Here is a 24655-nt window from a genome sequence, read left to right as displayed (position 1 = left end):
AAGGTAAAAGTAATGAAAATAAATACTATAAATATACTTTTTATAGCTCAAGTGAGTATGTATGCAGACAATGGTCTTACGATTCCAACCTTTTTACAAACAAATAAACAGACAAAACAAGTTGAACTCCCCACATCAATTATAACTACCACAGATGAAACAAAGTCTTATCAAAGCAGTAATTCTCTCTCAAAAAATATTTTAGAATCTAATCCTAGTGGCAATGGCGATATAACTTCAATCCTTAGAATCCTCCCCAATGTGCAATATGATAATGCACAGTTAAAAAGCACAACTCCGGGAGAAATAGACCCCGCAAATATTAGCATAAGCGGAGGGCTTTTCTATCAAAATAACTTCCAGCTTGATGGATTTAATATGAATAATGATTTGAATACTATTGGTGGGGCAAATTCAAATAATTTAGTCGGGCTGCCTAGCTCACGCTCACAAGGATTAAATGTAGATACCCAACTTTTAGAATCTATTGTCGTGCAAGATTCGAATGTATCCGCCGCCTATGGGCGATTTACAGGAGGGGTAATCGAAGCAAATATCCGAAAACCTCGCTCTGATGGTTGGCACGCAGGCATTAGCTATCAATACACGAGTGATAAATTCACACGATACTTTATCCACGAAAATGCAGAATCTGCCTTTGCCACTTCAAGCGATGAAAACTATCAACCCCATTTTACAAAGCATTTGATAAGGACAAATGCAGAGGGATATGCAACAAAGAATCTAGGGCTTATTGGCTCATTTTCTACCACTCGGAGTTATATTCCGCTTAATAGCTATAATGTGAGTCGTTTTGTAGGTGGCACAGAGCTTAATAGTTCGCGCGAACAAAAGCGCATTAGCGATAATTACTATATCAAGGCACATTACAATCCCACAGAAAATTTTACTTTAGAAACAAATTTTGGCTATATGCCACAATTTAATACCTACTACAATAATCTTGCTCGAGATAGTTATAATACTATACAAATGGGAGGCTATCAAGCTGGAGTTAAAACTTTGTTAGATACAAAAGGAGGGCTATGGACAAATAGCTTAAGCTATTCACGACTGCAAAATTCAAGGCGCAGCGATTCAAATTTTTATCGTTGGTGGTATTATAGTGCGGAAGATAAGAATTGGACAGTCCCTACAAATACGAATACAGGATATGTATATGAGGGTGGATATGGAAATATAGATCAATTACAAAATACTCTAAATTATAAAAGCGATATGGTTTTTGAACCACTAGAGTTATGGAAAACCACACACACTTTTCGCATAGGTGGAGAACTAAACTATCAAGATGTGAGTCAGCATAGATTAGGCAATACATACTCAAGCAATGGTGCACCGCAAGGCTTTACTCAAAACATTTCAAATTGTGGAATAGATAATTTTGGCTTGGATACCTGCTCTAACGCTCCTTTTTCAAGAAATGGTGTTTTATATCTAGGGCAATATATAAATGGCATCATAATATACAATGGTGGTAAAGTAAATCTCCATAACCTCTCCTATGGCATTTATGCTGAAGATGATGTAAAGCTTGATTTGCAAGGATATGGGGAGGTGAATACGCGCTTTGGGCTTAGGCTTGATGGTGATAATTATATGGATAAGCATACCCTAGCGCCTCGATTCTCGCTGAATTATACTGCGCCTTGGGATAATGCCTATAAAAGCACCTTTATATTTGGGGTAAATCGCTACTATGGACGCAATCTTTTCTCTTATCGTCTTTATGATTCTACACTTTCACAACAAAACAGATATACAAGAAGCTTAAACAACAATGTCCTTAGTGATTGGCAACTCAACACAGCTTACACAAGCACTCAAGGCACAAAATTTAGCCAACTCAATGTGCCTTATGATGATGAGCTAATGGTAGGAATCTCCCAAAATATACATCATTTTACCACCACACTTAAGTATATTCATCGTAATGGTAAAGATGAGATAATGCGCAGACAAAGAAGCGCATCAAGTGGCAATGCCCCTGCACTTCCCGGATATAGCAACAGCTATAATTTTTATACCAATGACGGCAGTTCAAAAAGCGATATTATCACTCTTACATTCAACAATATTGCCCCTATTGATATATTCAATATTAAACATTATTATTTTTTAGCATTTGATTTGACAAATACCAAACGCACTTACAATCTTTTTGCTGCTGATGAAGCTTATTATGATGATACGGATATTATGTATAATGGGCAGATTATAAAATACCGCGATAGACCCACAGATAATTACACGCGTCCATACACCCTGCGTCTTAATACTACGCATAGTTTTAGCATTGGACGCACTAAGTGGCTATTGAATAACTTTTTTAGATACAGGGCAGGATATGACAGAATGGTGCTTATTCCTAACAATAGCCCCGATAGAGACCCTAGCTTTAGCGGTAATCAATATGGAAAAATGCACTTTAAGGGTGCTTTTACTTGGGACATGCGTATAGGCTTTGAAGTCAATGTTTATAAAGGCAATATATTCTTTATGAATCTTGATGTGTATAATATGCTTAATACACAAAATATGACCACAACAAGTTCCTTAAATACTCTCATATATTCAACTAGCACCGCTGTGCCCGTATATGAAATAGGACGACAATTTTGGATGCAAGTAGGATACAAGTATTAATAAAGGAGCAAATATGAAATACTGCATTTATCTTTTAATGCTGTGGGTAACATATGTCTATGCCCTGCCAAAAAATATAGAATCTTTGCGACAAATGTATCTCAAACCCTCATCACAATGGCAAAAGCCTTTTGTTGATAAGGGAGTAAAATGGCAAGAACTTGCTCCATTGCCTAAAACCCCACCCTATCCAGATTCTAATCCCTATTCAAAAGCTAAAGTAGATCTTGGCGAAATGCTCTTTAATGACCCTAAGCTTTCTGCTTCTAATCAAATTGCCTGTGCTTCTTGCCACGAGAAAGAATTGGGCTTTGGTGATGGCAGAAAAGTAAGCTATGGACATAATCGTCAGAGCGGTAAGCGCAATGCTCCAAGTATAACGATGAGTGCCTTTAGCAAGGAGCTATTTTGGGACGGCAGAGCAGACACTTTAGAATCTCAAGCCCTTTTTCCCATATCTGACCCTAAAGAAATGGCTTACAATCCACAATCTGCTGCTAAAAAAATTGCCAAGATTAAAGCTTACAAGCAAAAATTTAAAGAAGCCTTTGGGAGTGAGAAAATCACTCCCGAGCTTATGGCACAAGCCATAGCTACCTATGAACGCTCCACTATGCTAAATCCCACGCGATTTGATAAATTCTTAAATGGTAAAAAAGATGCTCTTAAAGACAAGGAAATTTGGGGATTACATCTTTTTCGCACAAAAGGTAGATGTATGAATTGCCACAATGGAATAAGCTTTAGCGATGGGACATATCATAATCTAGGATTACATTTTATCGGGCGTAAATATGAGGATTTAGGGAGATATGAAGTAACACATAATAATGATGATATTGGCAAATTTAAAACTCCAAGTTTGCGAGGTGTATCAAGGACAGCTCCTTATATGCACAACGGATTATTCCCACATTTAATAGGAGTGCTTAATGCCTACAATGCAGGTATGTTTCACCCTAAGCCACCCAAAGATATAGACAATCAAGAAAACACAAAGGCACTTAAAAGTTTGCCATTTCCTCACACTGACCCACTCTTACAAAAACTTAACCTTACAAGTGATGAAATTGAAGCTTTAGAAGCATTTTTAAAGACTTTATAAAGTGCATAAATACGAGAGAAAAAATAGGTGTAGTTAGCCTTGAGATACAGAATCTAGCTTTAAGGATTCTATATCTCTTAAGCATATTAAAATACAGGCACAATCTCGCCCTGATAGTGCTGCTGAATAAAATCTTTTACCTTTTGGCTTTGCAAAGCTTTTTTAAGCTTTTGGAGATTCTCATCATTCACTCTTGCACTTTGCACAACGAGAATATTTGCATAAGGGGATTGCGCACCTTCCAAAATAAGCGCATTAGCACTGCTTAAACCTGCTTGTAAGGCATAATTACCATTTATTACAGCTGCATCAACATCATCTAATGTACGTGGCAAAAGTGCAGCTTCCACAGGCTTAATCTTTAATTCCTTAGGATTCTCAACAATATCAAGCTCGGTAGCCTGAAGATTTGCAGAATCTGCTAATTTGATAAGATTCTCTGCTTCAAGCAAAAGAAGCGCCCTCCCACCATTACTTGGGTCATTAGGAATAGCGACAACTGCGCCATTTGGCAACTCATCAATATTTTTAAACTTACTTGCATACAGCCCGATAGGCTCAATGTGGATATTTGCAATCGGCTCTAGTGTGTATCCTCTGTCGCTTTTGAGTGAATCCAAAAAAGGCTTATGTTGATGAAAATTTGCATCAAGTGAGCCATCATTAAGTGCGCTATTTGGCGTTACATAATCCGTGAATTGCACGATTTGCAAGTCAATGCCCTCTTTTTCCAAATCAGACTTAATAACTTCCAAAATCTCTGCGTGAGGCACAGGCGTAGCACCAACCTTGAGAATAACTTTTGAATCTTGCCCTACATTTTGTTCTTGTGCGGTGGATTCTCCATCTTTTTTTCCATCACCGCAGCCAACAAATGCCAATCCTACTAATAATAATGCAGCTAGTTTTTTCATTATTTACTCCTTTGTATTTGCAGGGATAATTTCACCCTTATATTTTTCAAGGATAAAATCCCTTGTTTCATCGCTCAAAAGCGCATCTTTAAGCACGGCTATACGCTCATCGTCTTTATTGTCTTCGCGCGCGACAAGCACATTTACATAAGCACTTTTATCATTTTCGTGAAAAAGTGCTTCTTTAATGCTCATATTTGCCTGAAGTGCGTAGTTTGCATTAATCACTGCACCATCAACACTATCAAGCACCATAGGCAAAGAAGCTGCTTCAATAGGCTTAAAGATAAGTTTTTTAGGATTTTCTATAATATCCATTTCTGTTGCACTAAGATTTTGTGAATCTTTAAGTGTAATCACACCATTATCGTGTAGCAATATAAAAGCCCTCGCCATATTTGACGCATCACCCGGAATTGCGATATTTGCACCCTCTGGCAACTCATCAATATGTTTTACTTTATGAGAGTAAAATCCAAGTGGCACAACATAAATAGGTGCTAATGCCACGAGCTTATAGCCCTTCTCCTCGTTTGTCTTATCCATAAATGGCTTATGCTGATACATATTTGTATCACTGCTTCCCTCTGCTAAAGACACATTAGGCACAACATAGTCTGTAAAAGCTTGAATCTGCATATCCACGCCTTTTGCTAACATTTGTGGTTTAATAAATTCCAAAATCTCCGCAGCAGGCACAGGTGTAGCACCAACTTTGAGTGTTTTTACCTCTGCTTTACTTTCTGTTTGTGTAGTATTTTTGGCACTATCACCACTTTCACCACAGGCTACAAAGCCCACAATCAAGCCCCCTAAAAGAGCTAACTTAACAAATTTTTTCATACTTCTCCTTTATATTAGATTTAACGATGTGCGCGCAAACGTTTGACGATGAAATCGCCTGATGACTGAATACACTGCACCAAAATGATAATACATATCACCGCATAGGTAAGAATATCAGGTTTAAAAGACTGAAAACCTATGCGGTAGGCTAAATCCCCCAAACCTCCAGCACCTACAACCCCTGCCATAGCTGAAAATCCTACTAGGCTTACTGCCGTAATGGTAATAGCATTTGTGAGTGAGGGCAAACTCTCGCTAATCATCATCATAACTACGCGCATTTTACTAGCACCCATACTTATTGTAGCTTCGATGAGTCCTTTATCTACTTCATCAAATGCACCCTCAAAAAGCCGTGCAATAAAAGGCGTAGCCGCAATTACAAGTGGGATAATCGCTGCTGTGCTTCCAATACTCGTGCCAATGAGAGCTTTTGATAAAGGCAAAAGCAAGAAAATAAGCACAATAAAAGGGAATGAACGCACGATATTCACAAGTGAGCCTAAGATTCTATACAGCATAGGATTTGCCATAATGCCTGAAGGTTTAATTGCGCTTAAAAACACGCCTAAAGGCAGCCCAAACACACAAGCAAAAAATACAGAAAAACTCACCATATAGAGAGTTTCACACACACTTTTTGCGAGGCTAAAGGCGATTGGGTTGGTAAAAATATCGCGTAAAAAAAGTAGAAAATGCCGTTCGAATAAATCCAAAAACTCAAGCATTGCCCCCTCCTTGTTGCGCCACAGATACAGAATCTTGTGTATTTATGAGAATGGATTCTAAAGTGTGCTTAGAATCTTTGCTAGATTCTATATCTATAATACTCACTCCTTGCCCTTTAAGCCACGCTAGTGCCTCATCTTTTTTAGAATCTGAAGCAACGATTTTAAGCACCAAATGCCCGATTTTACTCGTAGCAAACTCATCAATATGTCCGCTTAAGATATTCACATCAATATCGAATTTGCGTATCATTTGGCTCACAAGCGGAGATTGCGCGTAAGGACCTGTGAAAATTACCCTATACACATTATGCAAATCCTCCAAATGCGAGATAATATGCTCTTCATCTTGAGGGAGAAAAGAAATGAGTTCGCGTGTAATGTGATGTTTGGGTGCAGCAAATACCTCGCTCACATTGCCCCTCTCTACAATCTCACCATCACTCATTACGCACATTTTGTTACAAATTTCGCGCACAACTTCAATTTGATGCGTAATAAGCACCACGCTCAAACCTAGTTTTTGTTGTATCTCACGCAATAATGCGAGAATGGATTGTGTCGTTTTTGTATCAAGTGCACTTGTAGCTTCATCACAAAGTAGCACTTTAGGGTGATTGGCTAATGCCCTTGCTATCGCTACCCTCTGTTTTTGTCCACCACTTAATTGGCTCGGATAAAAGTTGGCTCGCTCACTTAAACCCACAAGCTCCAAAAGCTCATCAACACGCGGCTTTATAGCCTTTTTGTCCCATTTGGCAATATGCAAAGCAAAAGCGACATTATCAAAGACATTTTTTGCACTCAAAAGATTGAAATGTTGAAAAATCATACCTATCTTTTGTCTTTGTTTTTGTAGTTCTTTTTCTTTGAGTGTAAGCATATCTACGCTATCAATAGATAATGTTCCACTTGTAGGCTCTTCAAGGCGATTAATAATGCGTATAAGTGTGCTTTTCCCCGCACCAGAATAGCCGATAATCCCCATTATATCGCCCTTTGATACTTCCAAATCAATATTTTTAAGGGCAACAAATCCATTGGGGTAAGTTTTATGAATGCCTTTTAAGCTTATCACTCGCGTTCCTTAAAGATTTGCACTTCTTGCTAAATTATATGTGTTTGATATAAATTTAAGCACAAAGAGCCGAGATTATATCACAAAATTTTTAAAATACAATATGTAAATTTATATTTTTGCAAACAAAGGCACAAAAATGCGTAAGGGATTCTATAAAAATGTAAAAATATCCAAAAAATTGCATTTATTAGAATTTAGCTTTGATTTGTTTTAGTTTTATTGTAGTTTTTACCCGCAGTGCTTACATTATTCTCGTGCAAAAATGTATGTAGATGCTTATATTCATCTTTGGTAAAAAATCGCTTCTTGCCACAAGGGAGTGCATTGAGATTCACGAAGCCATAGCTTATGCGACGTAGGTCTAGCACCTCCACGCCAAATGCACCAAAAAATCGTCGCAACTCGCGGTTTTTTCCCTCCGTGATACTCACTTTAATGCGACTATGTTTGGGATTATTTTTTAGAATCTTATAAGATGAAAAGGGTGCGAAGTCCATACTCGTAATATTGCTTTTGCTATGCCCACCAGTGCGCGCATTCTCACACGAAAAACCTTCTTCCATAGCCTTTATTATTTCTTGGGTGATTGGGGCATTAATCTTAACAATATAGCTTCGCTCTAGGGGAGATTCCATAAGGGCTTTTGCCACAGGCACACTATCTGTGAGAATAAGCAAACCCTCACTTGCAAAGTCTAATCGCCCCACATAAGTAAAGTGCTTAAATTTTTCCCCTAAGCTCTCGTATATCACGCGTCTGCCACGCGTATCGCTTTTACTGACGAGTTCGCCCTTTGGCTTATGATACACGATACAGGTAAAATGCTCCTTTGGCACGAGCTTTTTACTATCTATAAATACATTTTCACCCTCTTTTAGCACATAGTGTGAATCTGCCCTTACGCGCCCAACTCTTACGCGCCCTTCTTGTATGAGTTTGTCCGCTTCTCTGCGCGAATAGGTGCTGTGATGAGCGATGTATTGATTAAGGCGCATTATTTTAAGCCGGAGAATATATTGTTACCCGCGCTTACACTTCCTCTTGTTTTCATTAGTGAGTAGTTATTGCAACCAGATTCTAATCCATAATCACACGCCAACCCAAAAAGTTCGATTGCCTTGCGTTTATCTTGTCTCACACCAAGTCCGCCATCATACAGCACACCGAGATTGTTGCAGCTTTGGATATATCCGCTATCACACGCTAGAGTAAAGTATTTAGCAGCATTGTAGTAGCTTTTTTCCGCTCCATTTGAGCCTGTGGCATACATCCAGCCGAGATTCCCGCAACCAACAATATCTCCCTGCTGACAAGCAACATAGTTCATCTCTACATAACTCATTTTATCCTTTGTCATACCATACACATTATAAGTATTACTCATAAGCCCTAAATTATAACAGCCCAAATCGCTGCCGAGCTGACACGCACTACTATAATAAGCGAGTGATTTTTGATAATCCTTTTTTACTCCCACACCATTAGCATACATCCAACCAGCATTTGTGCAACCTAGAGAATCTCCGCCCTGACACGCTACTTCGTAGAGTTGTGCGGCTTGTTCTTTATCCTCTTTGATACCATTTCCATTATCATATGCCATTGCAAGATTTGCACAAGCTACCGCATCTCCGCCCACACAAGCTTTGTAATAATAAGTTACTGCCTTTTGGGGATTAGGCATACCGGTATTTGCGCCATACATATAGATGAGTCCTGTGCCAAAGCAACCTGCGGCATTACCTTGCTCACAAGATTGTGCAAATAGCCCCAATGCACTCTCATAATCACCATCTTTTGCAAAGCCCATAGCGGCTTTAAGTAAGGTATTTGATTGATTTACATTATCAAGCATATTTTCAATTGGTTCGCTACCAATTTGATTTGCGGGAGTGAGGGGGGCAGAGCCTAAAAGCCCAGAGGGAGAGGCATTTTGCGTAGGTGGGATTGTATTAGAATCTGTGAGATTTGATGCGGTATTATCAAAGTCATTAGAAATACTTGCGCGTGCGCCCTCACTTTCTAATGGCTCACCAAAACCTATCACGGCGACACACACCGCCCACACAAGCACAAAAATCGTTCTCATCATATACCCTCTTCATCTATAATTTGCACTAAAGACAAGGCTTTAGAAGCAAAAATAATACCACTCTTTTAGATTCTTAATGCAAAGCTGTATTAAGCTCAATTTTTCTATTACTCCTAAAAGCTATCATCTTGCCACTTTGACTATCACAACGAAAATGAATGCCGTGTTTGCCCGATAACTCCCTACCTTTGTAGAGATTGCTTTCTTTGACGACAAAAGTATCATTGATTTCGGCGATTTTCTCTGCCTCTTCGGGCTTGATATAGAATACTCCTCCGGCTAAAACAGCAATGCCACCATCGACAATGCACCCATCGCCCAAGCTAATACCGGTGGCACTATTGACGCCAAGTAGGCAGTTTTTGCCAATGCTGATAGGATCGCTATTACCACCGCTTAGCACACCTAAAATACTTGCACCACCACCAATATCTGTGCCTTCGCCTATTACTACGCTTGAGCTAATGCGCCCCTCATTCATACAAGCTCCCATTGCTCCGGCATTAAAATTCACATAACTCGCGCCGGGCATTTGCGTATAGCCACCTGTGCCAAGATACGCACCAAAGCGCGTTTTAGCAGAATCTAAAAGACGGATATTGTCATATTGTGGAATGACTTGCATAAGGTAGCGCGGGAATTTATCGACAAAATCGATTGCGGGGAACTCGCCCTCTATTTTTAATCGCACCTCATTTTCTCTTAGCCATTCTAACTCGTAGGGTTTATTGCCGCTCCAAGCGACATTTTGCAGTAATCCAAAAATACCATCAAGTTGCAAAGAACGCAAAGGTGCTTTGCCTAAAGATAAAGCCAAAAGTTTAAGATATGCAGATTCTACGCTTTCGCATTTTTCATCTTTATAGATAACACAGAATCTATACCGAGCTCTACCACCCTTTGTTTTTAGCTTGCCTTTATTTGCTTGTTTTTTAAGCTCTAAAATGACTTGAATATTTTTGTGCGTTTGAGAATCGCTTAATGCCTCATTTAAGAAAGGAGTGTAAAGCTCAAGTGCCTTATGCACAAATTCCTGATTAATACCATACACCGCTTCGTTATCACTTTGAGCTATGAGTTCACCAGCTTTTGCACTCTCACATAGCACGGCATAAGTGCCGAGATTTTCACCCTGCCAATTCATCGTAGGATAAGTTGCGCACAACACTGCCTTAGACTTTTTACCAATCTCCACACGCGCAATACCAAAACCTAATGGTTCTTTATATGTTGCTGACTTTTGGTATTCATCAACAAATAACTTAAATTTCTCAATACCCATAATAACTTTCTCCTTTTTTCATTCTTTTTGATTTTGCACTTTTTTGATAAAAAGTTAACATTTTACATCATTTATCCTTAATAGAATAAAACAAAAACATTCATTGTTTTAAGCTTGACTCGTTTTTTTTTTTTTGTAGTATGATTTTTTATGCATAAGGTAAAATTAAGAGTTGGTAAATGGCACACAAGGACAATACATCAACGCGCATTGTTGAGATTCTAAAGCTCTTTTTACTTGGGCAAAGTATAGTCCTTAAGGCATTATCTCAAGAATTTAATGTCTCCTTACGCACACTACAACGCGATATGGAAAAGCTGTGCAAACATCTACCAATCCAAAAATCTAATGGAATCTATACATTAGAACCTTACGCTTTAGGAAGACTTAGCTATAAAGACCTAAAGCATTTTGCCAAGCAAAGCGGACTTGCAAATCTCTATCCAAAGCTAGATGCTGATTTTATTGTGGATTTGCTCAATCCCAACATCACTCAATCTTTTATTATCACTCCGCCAAATCGCCAAATGCCAGAATATGATACATTTGAAAAGCTAAGTGTAGCCATTCTTACTGCGCATAAAATAAGCTTTGCCTATAAAGACAAAACACGACTTGTCGAACCCTACAAAATTATCCATATTAAAGGTATTTGGTATCTTTTAGCTGCGGAAAAAGACAAATTAAAGCATTTTACATTAAGCAAAATACACTCTTTGCGTCAAAACAGCACACAATTTAAACCAAAGAAAGAAATCCTCGCCCTCATAGATTCTCAAAATACAGAGTTTCGCAATGAATGCTCATACAAAGCAACTATCCATATATCCAGCAGTGCGCTAGAGTTTTTCACGCGCAAAGGTATGCCAAAAAATCTCAAACAATTACGTACAAATTCGAGTGGAGCGATATTTGAAGTGAGCTATGCCTTTAAAGATGAGGTGATTAATCTCGCAAAAATGTGGCTACCCGCAATAAGAATCTTAGAACCACAAGAATTGCAAACACACCTTGAAAATCTTTTAAAAACTTACTTACAAAAAGCTAAAAGGCAGATTCTATGAATCTACAAATGCCCAAAATATCAATATATTTTACAAATTGCACTTGTTTGTATCGAAACGACATTATGTGTCGCAAGGCTTGTTTATTATTCCACAAGCTTTTAAAGCGAATACTTCACTCTTAAGGAGCAACGATGAAAAAGGTAATATTAGGCAGTATCGCAATTGGTGCAGTTACTTTGGTAGCAAAGAAGTTTTTAGATACTAAGGCAGAAAAGGCAGGTTGTATAGACACCACGAGTTATGTGTGCGAAAAAGGTTTGGATTTACTTGAATCTGTTGAACGCAAATGCCAAAATATATCAAAAAAGGTAGATGGCTATCTTGAAAATGCGGACTTTAGCACATTGGATAAGATAGATTCTATCCTTGGCGGGAAAATCACTAAGATGTTAGAAGGTGTGGGCGAGATTGTAGATGCGGGTTCTAATGCTGTTGATAAGTTTGTAGCCAAAAGCTCATTTTTAGACCCTTCAGACAAGTCAGCTTATGCCCTTAGTGTAGCGGGAGGGATTGCTGAAGGGAATTATGATGACAAAGAAGCCCTAAGCAAAGCAAATGAATGGTTTCAAAAATGGGAGCAGTTTAAAGGAGATATTGCAAGTTGCACTCAAGCAATTGATGGCAGAGAAATAGATGATTTGGAAAATCTTGGTCGTGCATTTGATAAATACGAATCAAACATAGATGAGATTCTTGACATATTATCAAAGAGTAAGCACTAGATTAAGGAGAGTTGATGAATCTTAAAGATATGAGCGAGGGAGAACTTATGGAGTTACTAAAGGCAATTTTTAGCTTAGCTTCAAGCTTTAAAATCTGGGAGGTAACCAAAATATTTCCTTTGGTTTGTTTATGGCTCAAAATAAAGCCTCATTTGCAAGGATTGGGCGCACAAGATGAGCAACACGAGCATATCTTAGCAATCATCAACCTCATAGGCTCATATAGAGATACCCATAGAGCAGATTTTGAAGAGGTATTAGATTCTATCTTTTTCGTGGCAAAAAACAAAAAAGCAGATATATCTCAAATCATAAGGAGTCTTGTATGAGTGTCTTCATACTCGGTGTTATAGCAGCGATTTTGCTCTTTTTGCTTTATCACTCAAGTTTGCCAAATGCAAAAACACTTTTTGTTGCACTCGCGTTGATACTTGCCATAGCTATTCCTCCACTTGGCGTATTCCTTGTGTGCGTGGGGATAGTGTATTTTTTCATCACAAGCATAAAGGAGTCAGAAAATGGAGGATAGATTCACCGCAAGTTTGACTAAAAAGATGAGCAAATCAAATAAGCATAAGGATTCTCTATGATGCAGCCCCAACCCTACAAAGTAATATGCACAAAATGTGGCACAAGCAAGATTGTCTCGCCAAAAAGCGATGCACTCACTGCACAAGATATGCCCATTTGCCCAAAATGTGGGCAAATAATGAGTGAGAAACAAACTCTTAATGGGCTTGATATGCTACGCAAAAACATAAAAGATTTATTTTCTTAAAAAGGAGTCAAAATGCTTATGAAAAATATATGCAAAGTGTTGGTAATAGCTTTTGTGTTTATCTCAATCTGTGGTGCATATGAGGAGTTAAAGCAAAAGGATATAGAAAGAATCTCAAATAAATGTCTAGAGACAAGGGGAGCTAAAATTTGTGATTTGGTGTATGCTGATTTATTGTTAAGAACAAATGCCCTTGAGGACGAATCAGAGCTTAATTCTAGGCTTTCAAGTGATTTAGACCTCTATGTATCAGGCAACTATAAAGATGAAAAGGCATTAAGTAACGCTATTAAAGAATATGTCCATACACTTCACTCTCTAGCAAATACGGGCTTAGATAATTGGTATTGCAAAAAAGTGGCACAAACCTTTTTTACCCAAATGGCTAACGAACAAGGGGTTGATGTTTATATGCTAAAACAACAAATGCTGCTTGATATATGGGCAAGTAAGGCTTGTGGGCTTAAAAGCAACTTTGATACATTGGATTTAAATGCTATTGGCATAGATAAAAACAACATCACTATTGGAGATATGGGGCGCTGCGAGATTATCACAGAGGATAAAGAAAGCCTAGAGAGTTGTAAAAATGGTGAATGGGGCGATGGTGGATAAATGAGTGGCTTTAAAATGCCATAGGAGACAGATTTGATAGTGCTCACATTTTATTGTGGGTAATACAAAATTTATCTTAAAGGAGAGAAAATGGGAAATGAAATAAAAAATTTGCCCAGCACGGAAAATGTAATCAAAGGTTTTTGGACTAGCTTGGAAAGCAAGATTGGTGAGGAGAATGCTAGCAAAATCAAAGAAGGATTTGAAACACGGATAAAGCAAACTCGGCTTAATATACTCATCGTAGGTGGCACTGGTGTTGGCAAAAGCACGACTATCAAGGCATTATTTAAACACTGCAATCCAGAAAAAGAAATGGATATATCCATAAAAAGTGGTGGAAGTCCCGTAACTATGGAGGTAAAAGAATATAAAATAAGTGATAATATCACCATATACGATAGTCCGGGGCTAGGTGATGGACAAAAAGACGAAGAACATAAACGCAAGATTCAAAATATTCTTACCGCCGAAGATGACAACGGCGATGCACTCATTGACTTAGTGCTCGTTCTTATTGATGCTTCAGTAGAGCGCGATTTGGGAAGTGTTTATGAAACTATCAAAGTCGTAAGTCAGGTTCTTAAAACAGAAGATAGACAAGAGAGAATCCTTATAGCTCTTAATAAATGTGATAAACCAGGCTCTCACCCAGACGCCAGATTTGATCGTGAAAAGGTAAAGCCTACTGATTTTTTAAAAGTGGAGCTGGATAAAAAAGTAGCGCAGATTCAATATAGAATCTTAGAGACTACTGAATTAAAAACAGAGCCTATTTATTATAGTGCAGGATATTATGATGAGGACCAAAACAAACACTATCCATCATACAATATAGATAAGCTATTTTATTATATCCAAAAGGGTTTGCCCCCACGTAAAGTAGCTGTACTTAACCAAAGTGCTGCTGAAGGAGTCTATAAAGGAGAATATGGTAGTAAAAATGAATCATCTTTTTTGGGTTCGATTGCAGAGGTGATAAAAGATGTGGCAATTGAGGTAGTGCCAATGATTGCATCAAAAGTAGCTAGCAGCGTAGTTGGCTTCATAGGCAATCTTGCTGGGAAAATCTTTCTAAAGCATTAGCCATAATATTGATACAATACTGCAGAATCTCCGCATTCTGCGATTGGATTCTCATTTTGTAAAGGAATCCCTATGCAAAACTACCTCATTCTTTACAATCCATATTATGAATCAAATGTGATTGGTAAGCATTTGGAGATTCTCAAATCTCAAGGGCAGGTAGCTTTTGGCAAAGTGCGTTCAAAACTGCGCACAGACAATGCAGATTCTAAGCAAATCTCACATCTTAATGACTATATATGTCCTTTGCAGCTTTTCCTCACAGATTATGAGCATCTCTTTGTCGCAAAGGTTTCCCGCGTTTGTGAAAGCTTAGAGAATCCACACATTACGCCAGATTATTATCAAAAGCTTGATGTTGAAGTGTGGTTTATCATAGAGGATTTGCGTGAATTGGTGCGCGGGGATTTTGCTAAAGTGCGTGATATATATTTGGCAAACTTCACCACGCCCACATACAATAACCGCACTTTTACCATTTATGGCAATCCTTATGAATATCCATTGCATATAGAGCTTAAAAAGCCTGAAAATTACTTTATAGAATCAAAAAAATATTATATTGACGCCTTGCAAAGCAAGGAATTTATAGAGATGAAAAAAGCACTTGTGGATTTGAATCTAGGCGAGAGTTTTATGAAGCATTGTCTTGTAAGCACATTAGAAAACCTCACAAAAGCCGAGCTAGAATTGCAACAATATAAGCTAGAGAAGCAAAATGGTGCAGATTGCTCATCTATTATCATTTTTTATGCGCGAAGTTTTGAGCAAGAAATGTGGGAGTTTGCTAAAAGGCTTTTTGCATTTCTTGGCACAAAAGATGAGAGTGTTTTAGATATTCCCTATGAAGTGCAGGGCGTTAGCTTTCGCATAAAGGATATGTTTAAGTCTAAACCAAATTTAGCCACTTATAATACATTACTCAAAAATGATTCTATAAAAGCACATATTGAGAATCTTTTTAGCAAAAATCCATTGAAATTCTACCTTAGTGTTACTTTGCCACAACATATTAGAATCCTCCAAAAAATCCGCAACACAAGTGTGCATCAAAAACAAGCGCATTTGCAAGAGGCTTTGTATTTGCGCTCTGTTATGCTAGGTATAGGATTAAATGTAGGCGAAAGTGGTGTATTTACATCATTAATAGGAGCAAAAAATATGCTTCTAAAAATGACATAATCCCAAAGCTATTGCACCTTAGCTTGTCTAATGCTCCAAAGCCCTAGCCCCACAAACACAACCACCGCTATACACAACCCAACAAAAAACGCACTAAGGGCAAAAAGCTGATATTCAAACAATGCTATCAGCATAAGGGCAAAAAGCACATAGCTTACAAGTCGTAAAAATGATAAGCTTATCTGTGCACCAATCACAAAACGCGTTGAAAAGCTTGGCATTTTCTCCTGCGCTTCTTGTGTTTCTTGCTCCTTGCTCTCTTGTTTTTTAGATTCTTTTCTGTCATTGTCTTTTGTGGAATCTTGATTTTTTAGACGCTTCAATAAAGTGATAAATGAACCCCCTACGATAAGTGAAAAGCCCACAAAGCCTACTTCAAAACTCGCTAAAGATGCCACGCTCTGCATCAAGGCGATTGCTCCACCCACACACGCGATAATAATGAGTATGCCTAAAAATTTGCACGATGTTTTAGTAATATACGCCATTTTGTAAATCTTCTTCATCATCTTTTTGTGCGCCTTTGTAGCTATAACGAGGGTGTGCGGCTAACTCTTCTGCCTCTTTTTGCGCTCTTTTATACGCGCGGTAAAGATTTAAAATCGCTGCGGCAATGCCCCAAACAACACCAAGCCAAAAGAGCCATTTTTGTCCGCTTACTCGCTCTAAGAGTATGCCAATACCTATACCCAAAAGCACCGCCACAACGATAGAAATCCCTACACTTAATTCATTTGCTCCACTTGCGACAATACCTAAAGTCGGCTTTGAATCTAAAACATCATTGTGCTTAGATTCTAAAGCTTTGTCCTCATTTGTGCTATGTCCGCGCTCCTGCGCGTTTGTAGAATCTTGTGCTTGAGATTCTATGGAGAGATTCGAATCTTGCTTGGGAGATGTGCTTTTTTCACTCATTGTTGCCTCTTTTAGCCCTCATATACGATTTCATTAAAGGCTTCATTTGCTTTTGCTATGACTTCATCAATCATTGCTTCATTCATTGCGCTACAAATAAATCCTGTTTCAAACTGCGAGCAGGCGAAATACACACCCTTTTCAAGCATTTTTTGATGAAATTTTGCAAACATTTTAGTATCGCTTTTTTTCGCGTCATCAAAGTTTTTCACCACATTTTCATTAAAGAAAAATCCAAACATACTGCCCCTACAATCCACCTGTAATGGAATCTTATGCTTTAATGCAGCGTCTTTCAAACCATTGATGAGTCTTTGTGCAAGAGCGTTGAGATTCTTATATAAATGCGGATTTGCCTTGATTTTAGCAAGTGTGGCAATTCCCGCGCTTACTGCGATAGGGTTTCCGCTTAGTGTTCCGGCTTGATACACGCCACCCACAGGGGAGAGCATATCCATAATATCCGCTCTACCGCCAAAGGCAGCCAAAGGCATACCCCCACCAATCACCTTACCATAAGTAACTAAATCCGCCTCTACACCATAGATACCAATCGCGCCATCAAACCCAGCCCTAAAACCACTCATCACTTCATCGATAATTAAAAGAGCGTTGTGTTTGTCGCATATTGCCCTTAAATCTTGCATAAAATCTTTATCGGCGGGGACAAAGCCCATATTTCCAGCTAATGCCTCGATAATCACACAGGCTACATTTTTACTACTCTCAAAGCAAGCGCGCGCAGATTCTATATCGTTGTATCGCGCTACAAGCGTGTGCTTTGATATATCGCTTGGCACACCCGGTGAGCTTGGTGTCCCAAATGTAGCACAGCCGCTTCCCGCACTCACAAGCAACGAATCGCTATGTCCGTGATAGCAGCCTTCAAACTTGATAATATCATCTTTTTTTGTGTAGGCTCGAGCTAAACGCAACGCGCTCATTGTCGCCTCTGTGCCGGAATTGACAAGGCGCATTTTTTCCACACTTTGCGTAAGGGAGATAATTTGCTTAACAAGCGTAGTTTCCTTTTGCGTGGGCGCGCCAAAGCTTAGTCCGTCCTTTATTGCCATTGCGAGTGCAGATTCTACATCTTTATCAGCGTGTCCAAATATGAGTGGTCCCCAGCTCTGCACGAAGTCTATGTAGGCATTATTATCCTCATCATATATGTATGCTCCCTCGCCCCTAGCGATAAATGGCGGTGTGCCACCCACAGAGCCAAATGCCCTTACAGGAGAATTTACCCCACCGGGAATCACCTGCTTTGCCTCGTTGAAGTCATTAATGCTTTGCAACATATTCATTTTGCTATCCTTTTAGCCCTAAGATATGGGTGCATTATAGCAACCCCTTTTAAATCGTTTTTATAACCTTATGTAGATTCTGTTAAGTTTAGAATTTGTGCAAACTATTTGTTTTTTTATCCTATACTTGAATGTGTTTTTAATATTTCTTAAAGGAGACGGAATGAAAAAGATTATTGTGGGTATGATTCTTGCAGGTGGTTTGGTATATGGTGCAAGCATTGATACTTCAAAGGCAGAGGTAAAATGGACGGCTTTCAAAACGCCAGCGAAAATAGGAGTTAATGGCAAATTTGATGATGTGCAGTTTAAATTCGGCACACCAAACAAGACACAAAGTTTAGAATCCCAGCTCAACAATGCCACGGCGACCATTGATGTGAATAAAATCAACACCGCCGACAAAGACAGAGACGATACGATACGCACGCATTTTTTCGGGCATTTTCAAAAGAAAGAGCCCATTAAGGTAACTTTCAAAGAAGTGATTGAGGGTAAAAACAAGGGCACACTTCTAGCAAATGTGCGTATGAATGGCAAAACAAACAAAGTACCTATGCAGTTTGAGGTAACAAGCGATAAGAATAAGAAACTTATCGTAAAAGGCGTGATTGATATAGGTGCATTTGGTGCGGAGAACGCAAGAGCGAGTTTGCAAGCGGCGGTAGCGGATTTGCACGAGGGCTTGACTTGGTCGCAGGTAGAAATTGCCCTTGAAGCGCCATTGAAATAACAAACTCTAGATTCTGTTTTACAGATTCTATAAAATTAGGGGCAAGATTCTGTGGTGCAATGCTTTATGCGGAAATGAGAATCTTGCCTTGTGCTTCTTTTTGTAATACACATATTTTTAGGATTTTAAATAGGCACAACTTCATTTTACGGGATTTTATCTCCCACATTCTTATGTTGCAAACTAGCACAATGCGTTTTTATACATATTTTTATTGTTTAGCAAAATATATCACATAAAGTAATGTGAGAAATATTAAGCATATGAAGTATAAAAAAACTTTAATAATTATTTGCCTATAATAAAAACATAACCTTTTTTGAGAGTCTCACAAGGGTTTAAGGTAAGCCTATAAAGTCTTTTATTAGCTTTCTTTGGAGTGCTTGTGTGAGCTTGATGGGTCAAACTACAAACAGGAGGATACATGCGAGAGGATAAGGTAATTGAGAGTTACGCAGGAGTAACACCTCAAAGAAAGAAAAGTAAAAATCCAGCCAAGCTTGATTTTTGGCAAAGTGCAACGGGATTATTCCTAGCTTTGTTTATGATTCTGCATATGTTTTTTGTCGCTTCTATTCTTATTAGTCGTGATGCGATGTATGCTGTTGCGAAATTCTTTGAGGGTAGCTTCCTCATAGAAGGTGGGAATCCTTACATCGTAAGTGTAGTCGCAGTAGTGATTATTATCGCGCTTGTGGCACACGCATTTTTGGCTGTGAGGAAATTCCCTATAAATTATAGGCAGTTTTTGGCTTTGAAAGTGCATAAGAGTCTTATGAAACATAGCGATACATCGCTTTGGGCGATTCAGGCATTCACTGGTTTTGTGCTTTTCTTTACAGCGACCGTGCATCTCTTTATTATGCTTACACAGCCTGATACAATTGGACCAAATGGCTCTGCGTATCGTTTTTGGAGTGAGCATTTTTGGATTCTATATATCGTGCTTCTCTTTGCAGTAGAGCTTCACGCTTCTATTGGACTTTATCGTCTTTGCATTAAATGGGGTTGGCTCGATGGATTAGGATTAAAGGCACTCCGCACAATCAAATGGCTTATGAGCGCATTTTTCATTATCTTAGGATTAGCGACATTTGCTGCTTATATGATGTATGGTATCAGTCAAACAAATCCTGATATCAACTACAAGCATTACGATGCAATTGAATTTGGGGGTAAATAATGAAAGTGATTTATAGTGACGCATTAATTATTGGCGGAGGACTAGCAGGACTTCGTGCTTCTATTGCAGCAAAACAAGCGGGATTGAATACTATTGTGCTATCTCTCGTGCCTGTCAAGCGCAGCCACTCCGCAGCGGCTCAAGGTGGAATGCAAGCGAGTCTTGGTAATTCGGTAAAGAGTGATGGTGATAATGAAGATTTACACTTTGCAGACACGGTAAAAGGGAGCGACTGGGGTTGTGATCAAGATGTGGCAAGAATGTTTGTTACAACCGCACCTAAGGCGATTCGTCAATTAGCTGGGTATGGTGTGCCTTGGACGAGGATTCAAAAAGGTGATAGACCTGCTGTCATTAATGGTGAAAAAGTAACAATCACAGAAGATGACTTTAGGCACGGCTACATTCACTCTCGCGACTTTGGTGGCACAAAGAAATGGAGAACTTGCTACACTGCTGACGCGACAGGGCATACAATGCTTTACGCGGTGGCAAATGAATCTTATAAGCTCGGTGTAGATATTCAAGACAGAAAAGAGGCAATTTCTCTTATCCACCAAGATGGTAGATGCTATGGTGCCGTAGTGCGTGATTTAGTAACAGGTGAGCTAAGCGCGTATGTCTCAAAAGGCACTCTCCTTGCTACTGGTGGATATGGTAGAGTGTATCGCAATACTACAAATGCCGTAATTTGCGAGGGAACAGGTGCGGCAATCGCTATGGAAACAGGCGTTGCAAAACTTGGCAATATGGAAGCGGTGCAATTCCACCCAACTCCAATTGTGCCTAGCGGAATCTTGCTTACTGAAGGTTGTCGTGGTGATGGCGGTGTGTTGCGTGATGTTGATGGCTATCGCTTTATGCCTGATTATGAGCCAGAAAAAAAAGAACTTGCAAGTCGTGATGTTGTTTCAAGAAGAATGCTTGAACATATCCGCAAGGGTAAGGGTGTAAAATCTCCTTATGGCGACCACTTGTGGCTTGATATTTCAATTCTAGGGCGTGCTCACGTGGAGAGAAACTTGCGCGATGTGCAAGATATTTGTAAGACTTTTGCGGGTATTGACCCTGCTACTCCGGGAGTTTGGGCGCCTGTGCGACCAATGCAACACTACTCTATGGGTGGAGTCCGTACAGATTACAGAGGCGAGACTTATCTCAAAGGCTTATTTGCGGCAGGCGAAGTAGCGTGCTGGGATTTACACGGATTCAATCGTTTGGGTGGTAACTCTGTAAGCGAAGCTGTGGTATCTGGTATGATTATCGGTGAATATTTCACAGAATACTGCAAAGGTGCGCAAATTGATGTGCAAACGGCTACATTAGAAAAATTCGTGCAAAAAGAGCAAGATTATATTGCTTCATTACTCAATAGCACAGGCAACGAAGATGTGTATGTGCTAAAGAATGCAATGAAAGATATTATGGATAATGATGTGGGTATTTTCCGCCACGGCGATAGCTTGAAAGAAGCGGTTGATAAGCTTGAAGAGCTTTATAAGCGCAGTAAAAATGTGCGTGTGCAAAACAAAAAGCTTCATAACAATCCAGAGCTTGAAGATGCTTACCGCACACCAAAAATGCTTAAAATCGCGCTGTGTGTAGCAAAAGGTGCGCTTGATAGAACAGAATCTCGCGGTGCGCATACACGCGAAGACTATCCAAAACGCGATGATGCAAATTGGTTAAAACGCACACTTACAAGCTGGGAAGATCCAAGTCAAACATTGCCAACAGTTACCTATGAAGATTTGGATATTATGAAAATGGAGATTGCTCCGGGATTCCGTGGATATGGGGCTAAGGGTATGATTATTGAGCACCCAAATAGTGCCATTCGCCAAGCAGAGATTGAAAAAATCACACAAGAGATTCAAGCAAAAGGTGGCGATAGATACGCATTACAAGAAGCTCTTATGCCTTTTAATCTCCAGCCACATTACAAAGCAAAAAATCAACGACTAGGAGATAAAAAATGAGTGCAACACAACAACAAGGAAGGACAATCACCATTCGAGCATTAAAGTTTGACCCTCAAAGTGCGGTTTCAAAACCACACTTCCGTGAGTATCAAGTCCAAGAGGCTCACTCTATGACGGTTTTCATTGCGCTTGGCATGATTAGAGAGCAGCAAGACCCGGATTTGAGCTTTGACTTCGTGTGCCGTGCTGGTATATGCGGAAGCTGTGCTATGATGATTAATGGACGCCCACGACTTGCGTGTAAAACACTCACTCAAGATTTCCCAGATGGCGTTATCACACTTATGCCGCTCCCTGCGTTTAAGCTTATCAAAGATTTGAGCGTTAATACAGGCGAGTGGTTTGCAGGTATGACTAAACGCGTTGAGAGCTGGATTCATACGCAACATCAACCAGATATTTCTAAAATCGAAATGCCTATTGAGCCCAAAGAGGCAGATGAGGTATTTGAGCTTGATAGATGTATTGAGTGTGGTTGCTGTATTGCAAGCTGTGCGACAAAGATTATGCGTGAGGATTTTGTAGGTGCTGCGGGTATGAATCGTGTAGTGCGGTTTATGATTGATAAACACGATGAGCGCACCGATGAGGATTATTATGAGCTTGTGGGCAATGATGATGGTGTGTTTGGCTGTATGAGCCTTATTGCGTGCCACGATACTTGTCCAAAAGAGCTTCCTTTGCAAAGCAAAATTGCTTATTTGCGCCGCAAAATGGTAAGCGTTGGTATGAAGAAATAATCCCCTTTTTCTGCCCTTGTGTAAATCTGCGAGGGCAGATTCTCTAGGTAAAGTATGCAATTTATCCAATCCATTTTTTTTTCATCATCAAATTTTGCAATATTATCACTTTTATGCTTGTTTATTTTTGCTGGTTGTTCCTCTATTGTGGCATCGACCAAAGATATTAAGAATCCTCAAATCCTGCATTCAAATCCCGCACCCATTTTTGACCCTTTGCAAACTAAAATTGGTTTGCCTTATGCACAAAAGTTAAAAGACAATCCTCATATCACAGGTGGTATGCTTGTAACCGATGGACTCGATGCATTTTTGCATCGTGCGCATTTGGCTCGTATGGCGGAAAAAAGCATTATTGTGCAGACTTATATCTATAAAAACGATATGGCGTCCCGCATTCTTATGCACGAGATTTGGCTTGCGGCTCAAAGAGGTGTTATTGTGAAAATACTGATTGATGATAATGGGCTAGATTCTGATTTTTCTGATATCATTGCGCTTGATTCTCACCCTAATATCGAAGTCAAAATCTTTAATCCCTATAAAAATCGCTCTAAGATTCTGCGCTATCCCGAAATGGTATTTGATTTTAATCGCATTAATCATCGTATGCACAATAAGCTTTTTATTGTCGATGATATTGCTCTTATCATCGGTGGGCGCAATATTGCGGATAATTATTTCGACCAAAATCTTGATGTAAATTTTGTAGATACCGATGTGCTTTTTATCGGTAAAGCTTCTTTAGATGCTATGGCAAATTTCTATGAATATTGGGACTTTCACCGCTCTATACCCGTTTCGCTGTTGCCTCTCAAGGCTCCCATAAAAAAATTTAAAGCCTCAATAGAAAAGATTAAAGCTAATCCAGAGTGGGAAAAATACGAGGAGGCCATGCAGTCTCTCATCGCTAAACACAAACACAATCGACTTTATTGGGGCGATGCGTTCTATATAGGTGATAAGCCACAAAAAGTGCAAGATTCGCAAATGCCAAAGCCCATTGCCAATGCACTTGTTGAGATTTTAAATCACACACAAGATAATCTTTATATATCTGCTGCCTATCTCGTCCCTAGCAAAGAGGGTATGAAGATATTTGATACGCTCATATCCTCCGGAGTAGAGGTGCAGATTCTTACAAATTCTCTTGCCTCCACAGATTCTCTTGTTGTGTATGGCGCGTGGGAACGTTACCGCAATCAACTTGTGAGAAAAGGGGCAAAAGTATATGAGTATCAATACTTTGGTAAGGGTAAGTCAAAGCTACGCGATAAAATATCAAAGTCTAAAGCCTCATTGCACAGCAAAAGTATTGTATTTGATGATAAGATTACTTGGATTGGTAGCTTTAATCTTGACCCGCGTTCGCTTAATCTCAATACAGAATCTGTGGTAGTTTTTAATAATCCACAATTTGCACGAGCCTTAAGAGATGATTTAAATGAGGACTTAAAAAGTGCGTGGCGTGTTTATGAAAAGGGACACAAAACATATTGGGAAGGTGAGCACGAGGGTAGTATGCAAACCTTTACTTATCCACCTGACACGGGCATTTGGACAAGACTGCTTAAAATGCTCTCAAAGATTCTGCCAGAAAGTCAAATATAGGATAATACAGAATCTTTTT

Annotated in this window: 25 protein-coding genes; 15 read left to right on the top strand and 10 right to left on the bottom strand. The window is 39.2% G+C overall.

Going from position 1 to position 24655, the window contains the following annotated elements:
• Window positions 1-12 precede the first annotated feature (12 nt).
• Together LS67_RS00380 and LS67_RS00375 are read left to right on the top strand one after the other, a co-directional pair.
• On the top strand, window positions 13-2667 hold the full coding sequence (locus LS67_RS00380) for a TonB-dependent receptor plug domain-containing protein (RefSeq protein ID WP_034326906.1): 2655 nt from the start codon (window positions 13-15) through the stop codon (window positions 2665-2667).
• A 13-nt stretch (window positions 2668-2680) separates the two neighbouring features.
• Window positions 2681-3772 (top strand): cytochrome-c peroxidase, encoded by a 1092-nt coding sequence (locus LS67_RS00375; RefSeq protein WP_034326904.1) that lies wholly within the window; start codon window positions 2681-2683, stop codon window positions 3770-3772.
• Window positions 3773-3858: 86 nt separating this feature from the next.
• Here LS67_RS00375 and LS67_RS00370 read toward each other — a convergent pair whose 3' ends face one another.
• From LS67_RS00370 to LS67_RS00340, 7 genes are all read right to left on the bottom strand, one after another.
• Window positions 3859-4686, bottom strand: coding sequence for a MetQ/NlpA family ABC transporter substrate-binding protein (locus LS67_RS00370; RefSeq protein WP_034326902.1), 828 nt, complete (start codon window positions 4684-4686; stop codon window positions 3859-3861).
• A gap of 3 nt (window positions 4687-4689) precedes the next feature.
• Window positions 4690-5529, bottom strand: coding sequence for a MetQ/NlpA family ABC transporter substrate-binding protein (locus LS67_RS00365; protein WP_034326899.1), 840 nt, complete (start codon window positions 5527-5529; stop codon window positions 4690-4692).
• A gap of 20 nt (window positions 5530-5549) precedes the next feature.
• Window positions 5550-6260 carry a methionine ABC transporter permease gene (locus LS67_RS00360; protein WP_034326898.1) on the bottom strand — a complete coding sequence of 237 codons (711 nt, stop codon included), beginning with the start codon at window positions 6258-6260 and terminating at the stop codon, window positions 5550-5552.
• Window positions 6253-7338, bottom strand: coding sequence for a methionine ABC transporter ATP-binding protein (locus LS67_RS00355; RefSeq protein ID WP_034326896.1), 1086 nt, complete (start codon window positions 7336-7338; stop codon window positions 6253-6255). The genes LS67_RS00360 and LS67_RS00355 overlap by 8 nt, the downstream gene beginning before the upstream one ends.
• 197 nt (window positions 7339-7535) lie before the next feature.
• Window positions 7536-8336: a pseudouridine synthase gene (locus LS67_RS00350; RefSeq protein WP_034326894.1), complete on the bottom strand. Its 801-nt coding sequence runs from the start codon at window positions 8334-8336 to the stop codon at window positions 7536-7538.
• Window positions 8336-9433, bottom strand: a complete 1098-nt coding sequence (locus tag LS67_RS10165) for a tetratricopeptide repeat protein (RefSeq protein WP_034326891.1) — start codon at window positions 9431-9433, stop codon at window positions 8336-8338. Before LS67_RS10165 ends, LS67_RS00350 begins: the two co-directional genes overlap by 1 nt.
• Before the next feature lie 73 nt (window positions 9434-9506).
• Window positions 9507-10715, bottom strand: a complete 1209-nt coding sequence (locus tag LS67_RS00340; protein WP_034326888.1) for a 2,3,4,5-tetrahydropyridine-2,6-carboxylate N-succinyltransferase — start codon at window positions 10713-10715, stop codon at window positions 9507-9509.
• A 179-nt stretch (window positions 10716-10894) separates the two neighbouring features.
• On the opposite strand from LS67_RS00340, the gene LS67_RS00335 reads away from it, so the two are divergent.
• From LS67_RS00335 to LS67_RS00300, 8 genes are all read left to right on the top strand, one after another.
• Window positions 10895-11779: a helix-turn-helix transcriptional regulator gene (locus tag LS67_RS00335; protein ID WP_034327121.1), complete on the top strand. Its 885-nt coding sequence runs from the start codon at window positions 10895-10897 to the stop codon at window positions 11777-11779.
• 134 nt (window positions 11780-11913) lie between these two features.
• Window positions 11914-12504, top strand: a complete 591-nt coding sequence (locus tag LS67_RS00330; RefSeq protein ID WP_034327123.1) for a hypothetical protein — start codon at window positions 11914-11916, stop codon at window positions 12502-12504.
• Window positions 12505-12518: 14 nt separating this feature from the next.
• Window positions 12519-12833 (top strand): hypothetical protein, encoded by a 315-nt coding sequence (locus LS67_RS00325; protein ID WP_034327124.1) that lies wholly within the window; start codon window positions 12519-12521, stop codon window positions 12831-12833.
• On the top strand, window positions 12830-13033 hold the full coding sequence (locus LS67_RS00320) for a hypothetical protein (RefSeq protein ID WP_034327126.1): 204 nt from the start codon (window positions 12830-12832) through the stop codon (window positions 13031-13033). Before LS67_RS00325 ends, LS67_RS00320 begins: the two co-directional genes overlap by 4 nt.
• A gap of 57 nt (window positions 13034-13090) precedes the next feature.
• Entirely contained in the window at window positions 13091-13282 is a 192-nt protein-coding gene (locus tag LS67_RS00315) for a hypothetical protein (RefSeq protein ID WP_034327128.1), read from the top strand.
• Window positions 13283-13294: 12 nt separating this feature from the next.
• On the top strand, window positions 13295-13897 hold the full coding sequence (locus LS67_RS00310) for a hypothetical protein (RefSeq protein ID WP_034327130.1): 603 nt from the start codon (window positions 13295-13297) through the stop codon (window positions 13895-13897).
• Window positions 13898-13987: 90 nt separating this feature from the next.
• Window positions 13988-14983 (top strand): GTPase family protein, encoded by a 996-nt coding sequence (locus tag LS67_RS00305; protein ID WP_052099857.1) that lies wholly within the window; start codon window positions 13988-13990, stop codon window positions 14981-14983.
• Window positions 14984-15055: 72 nt separating this feature from the next.
• On the top strand, window positions 15056-16165 hold the full coding sequence (locus LS67_RS00300) for an HP0729 family protein (protein ID WP_052099858.1): 1110 nt from the start codon (window positions 15056-15058) through the stop codon (window positions 16163-16165).
• An 8-nt stretch (window positions 16166-16173) separates the two neighbouring features.
• Here LS67_RS00300 and LS67_RS00295 read toward each other — a convergent pair whose 3' ends face one another.
• The 3 genes from LS67_RS00295 to hemL are packed head-to-tail and all read right to left on the bottom strand — an operon-like array spanning window position 16174 to window position 18387.
• The gene (locus LS67_RS00295; protein ID WP_138109505.1) at window positions 16174-16674 is read right to left on the bottom strand and encodes a hypothetical protein; all 501 of its coding nucleotides are present in this window, start codon (window positions 16672-16674) and stop codon (window positions 16174-16176) included.
• Window positions 16637-17080 carry an AtpZ/AtpI family protein gene (locus LS67_RS10160; protein WP_052099859.1) on the bottom strand — a complete coding sequence of 148 codons (444 nt, stop codon included), beginning with the start codon at window positions 17078-17080 and terminating at the stop codon, window positions 16637-16639. The genes LS67_RS00295 and LS67_RS10160 overlap by 38 nt, the downstream gene beginning before the upstream one ends.
• Before the next feature lie 11 nt (window positions 17081-17091).
• Entirely contained in the window at window positions 17092-18387 is a 1296-nt protein-coding gene (hemL, locus tag LS67_RS00285; protein WP_034327132.1) for a glutamate-1-semialdehyde 2,1-aminomutase, read from the bottom strand.
• A 163-nt stretch (window positions 18388-18550) separates the two neighbouring features.
• On the opposite strand from hemL, the gene LS67_RS00280 reads away from it, so the two are divergent.
• From LS67_RS00280 to LS67_RS00260, 5 genes are all read left to right on the top strand, one after another.
• Window positions 18551-19120 carry a YceI family protein gene (locus LS67_RS00280; protein ID WP_034327133.1) on the top strand — a complete coding sequence of 190 codons (570 nt, stop codon included), beginning with the start codon at window positions 18551-18553 and terminating at the stop codon, window positions 19118-19120.
• 424 nt (window positions 19121-19544) lie between these two features.
• Window positions 19545-20303, top strand: coding sequence for a fumarate reductase cytochrome b subunit (locus tag LS67_RS00275; protein ID WP_034327135.1), 759 nt, complete (start codon window positions 19545-19547; stop codon window positions 20301-20303).
• On the top strand, window positions 20303-22282 hold the full coding sequence (locus LS67_RS00270; RefSeq protein ID WP_034327136.1) for a fumarate reductase flavoprotein subunit: 1980 nt from the start codon (window positions 20303-20305) through the stop codon (window positions 22280-22282). Before LS67_RS00275 ends, LS67_RS00270 begins: the two co-directional genes overlap by 1 nt.
• Complete coding sequence (locus LS67_RS00265; protein ID WP_034327137.1) at window positions 22279-23025, top strand: fumarate reductase iron-sulfur subunit; 747 nt, start codon at window positions 22279-22281, stop codon at window positions 23023-23025. Before LS67_RS00270 ends, LS67_RS00265 begins: the two co-directional genes overlap by 4 nt.
• 54 nt (window positions 23026-23079) lie before the next feature.
• Window positions 23080-24636, top strand: coding sequence for a phospholipase D family protein (locus tag LS67_RS00260; protein ID WP_034327138.1), 1557 nt, complete (start codon window positions 23080-23082; stop codon window positions 24634-24636).
• Window positions 24637-24655: the final 19 nt, after the last annotated feature.

It is taken from the genome of Helicobacter sp. MIT 03-1616, assembly GCF_000765685.2.
In the GTDB taxonomy this organism is placed as follows: Bacteria; Campylobacterota; Campylobacteria; order Campylobacterales; family Helicobacteraceae; genus Helicobacter_C; species Helicobacter_C typhlonius.
The sequence above is the reverse complement of the archived record's forward strand: the minus strand, read 5'-3'. Positions and strand labels throughout refer to the sequence as shown.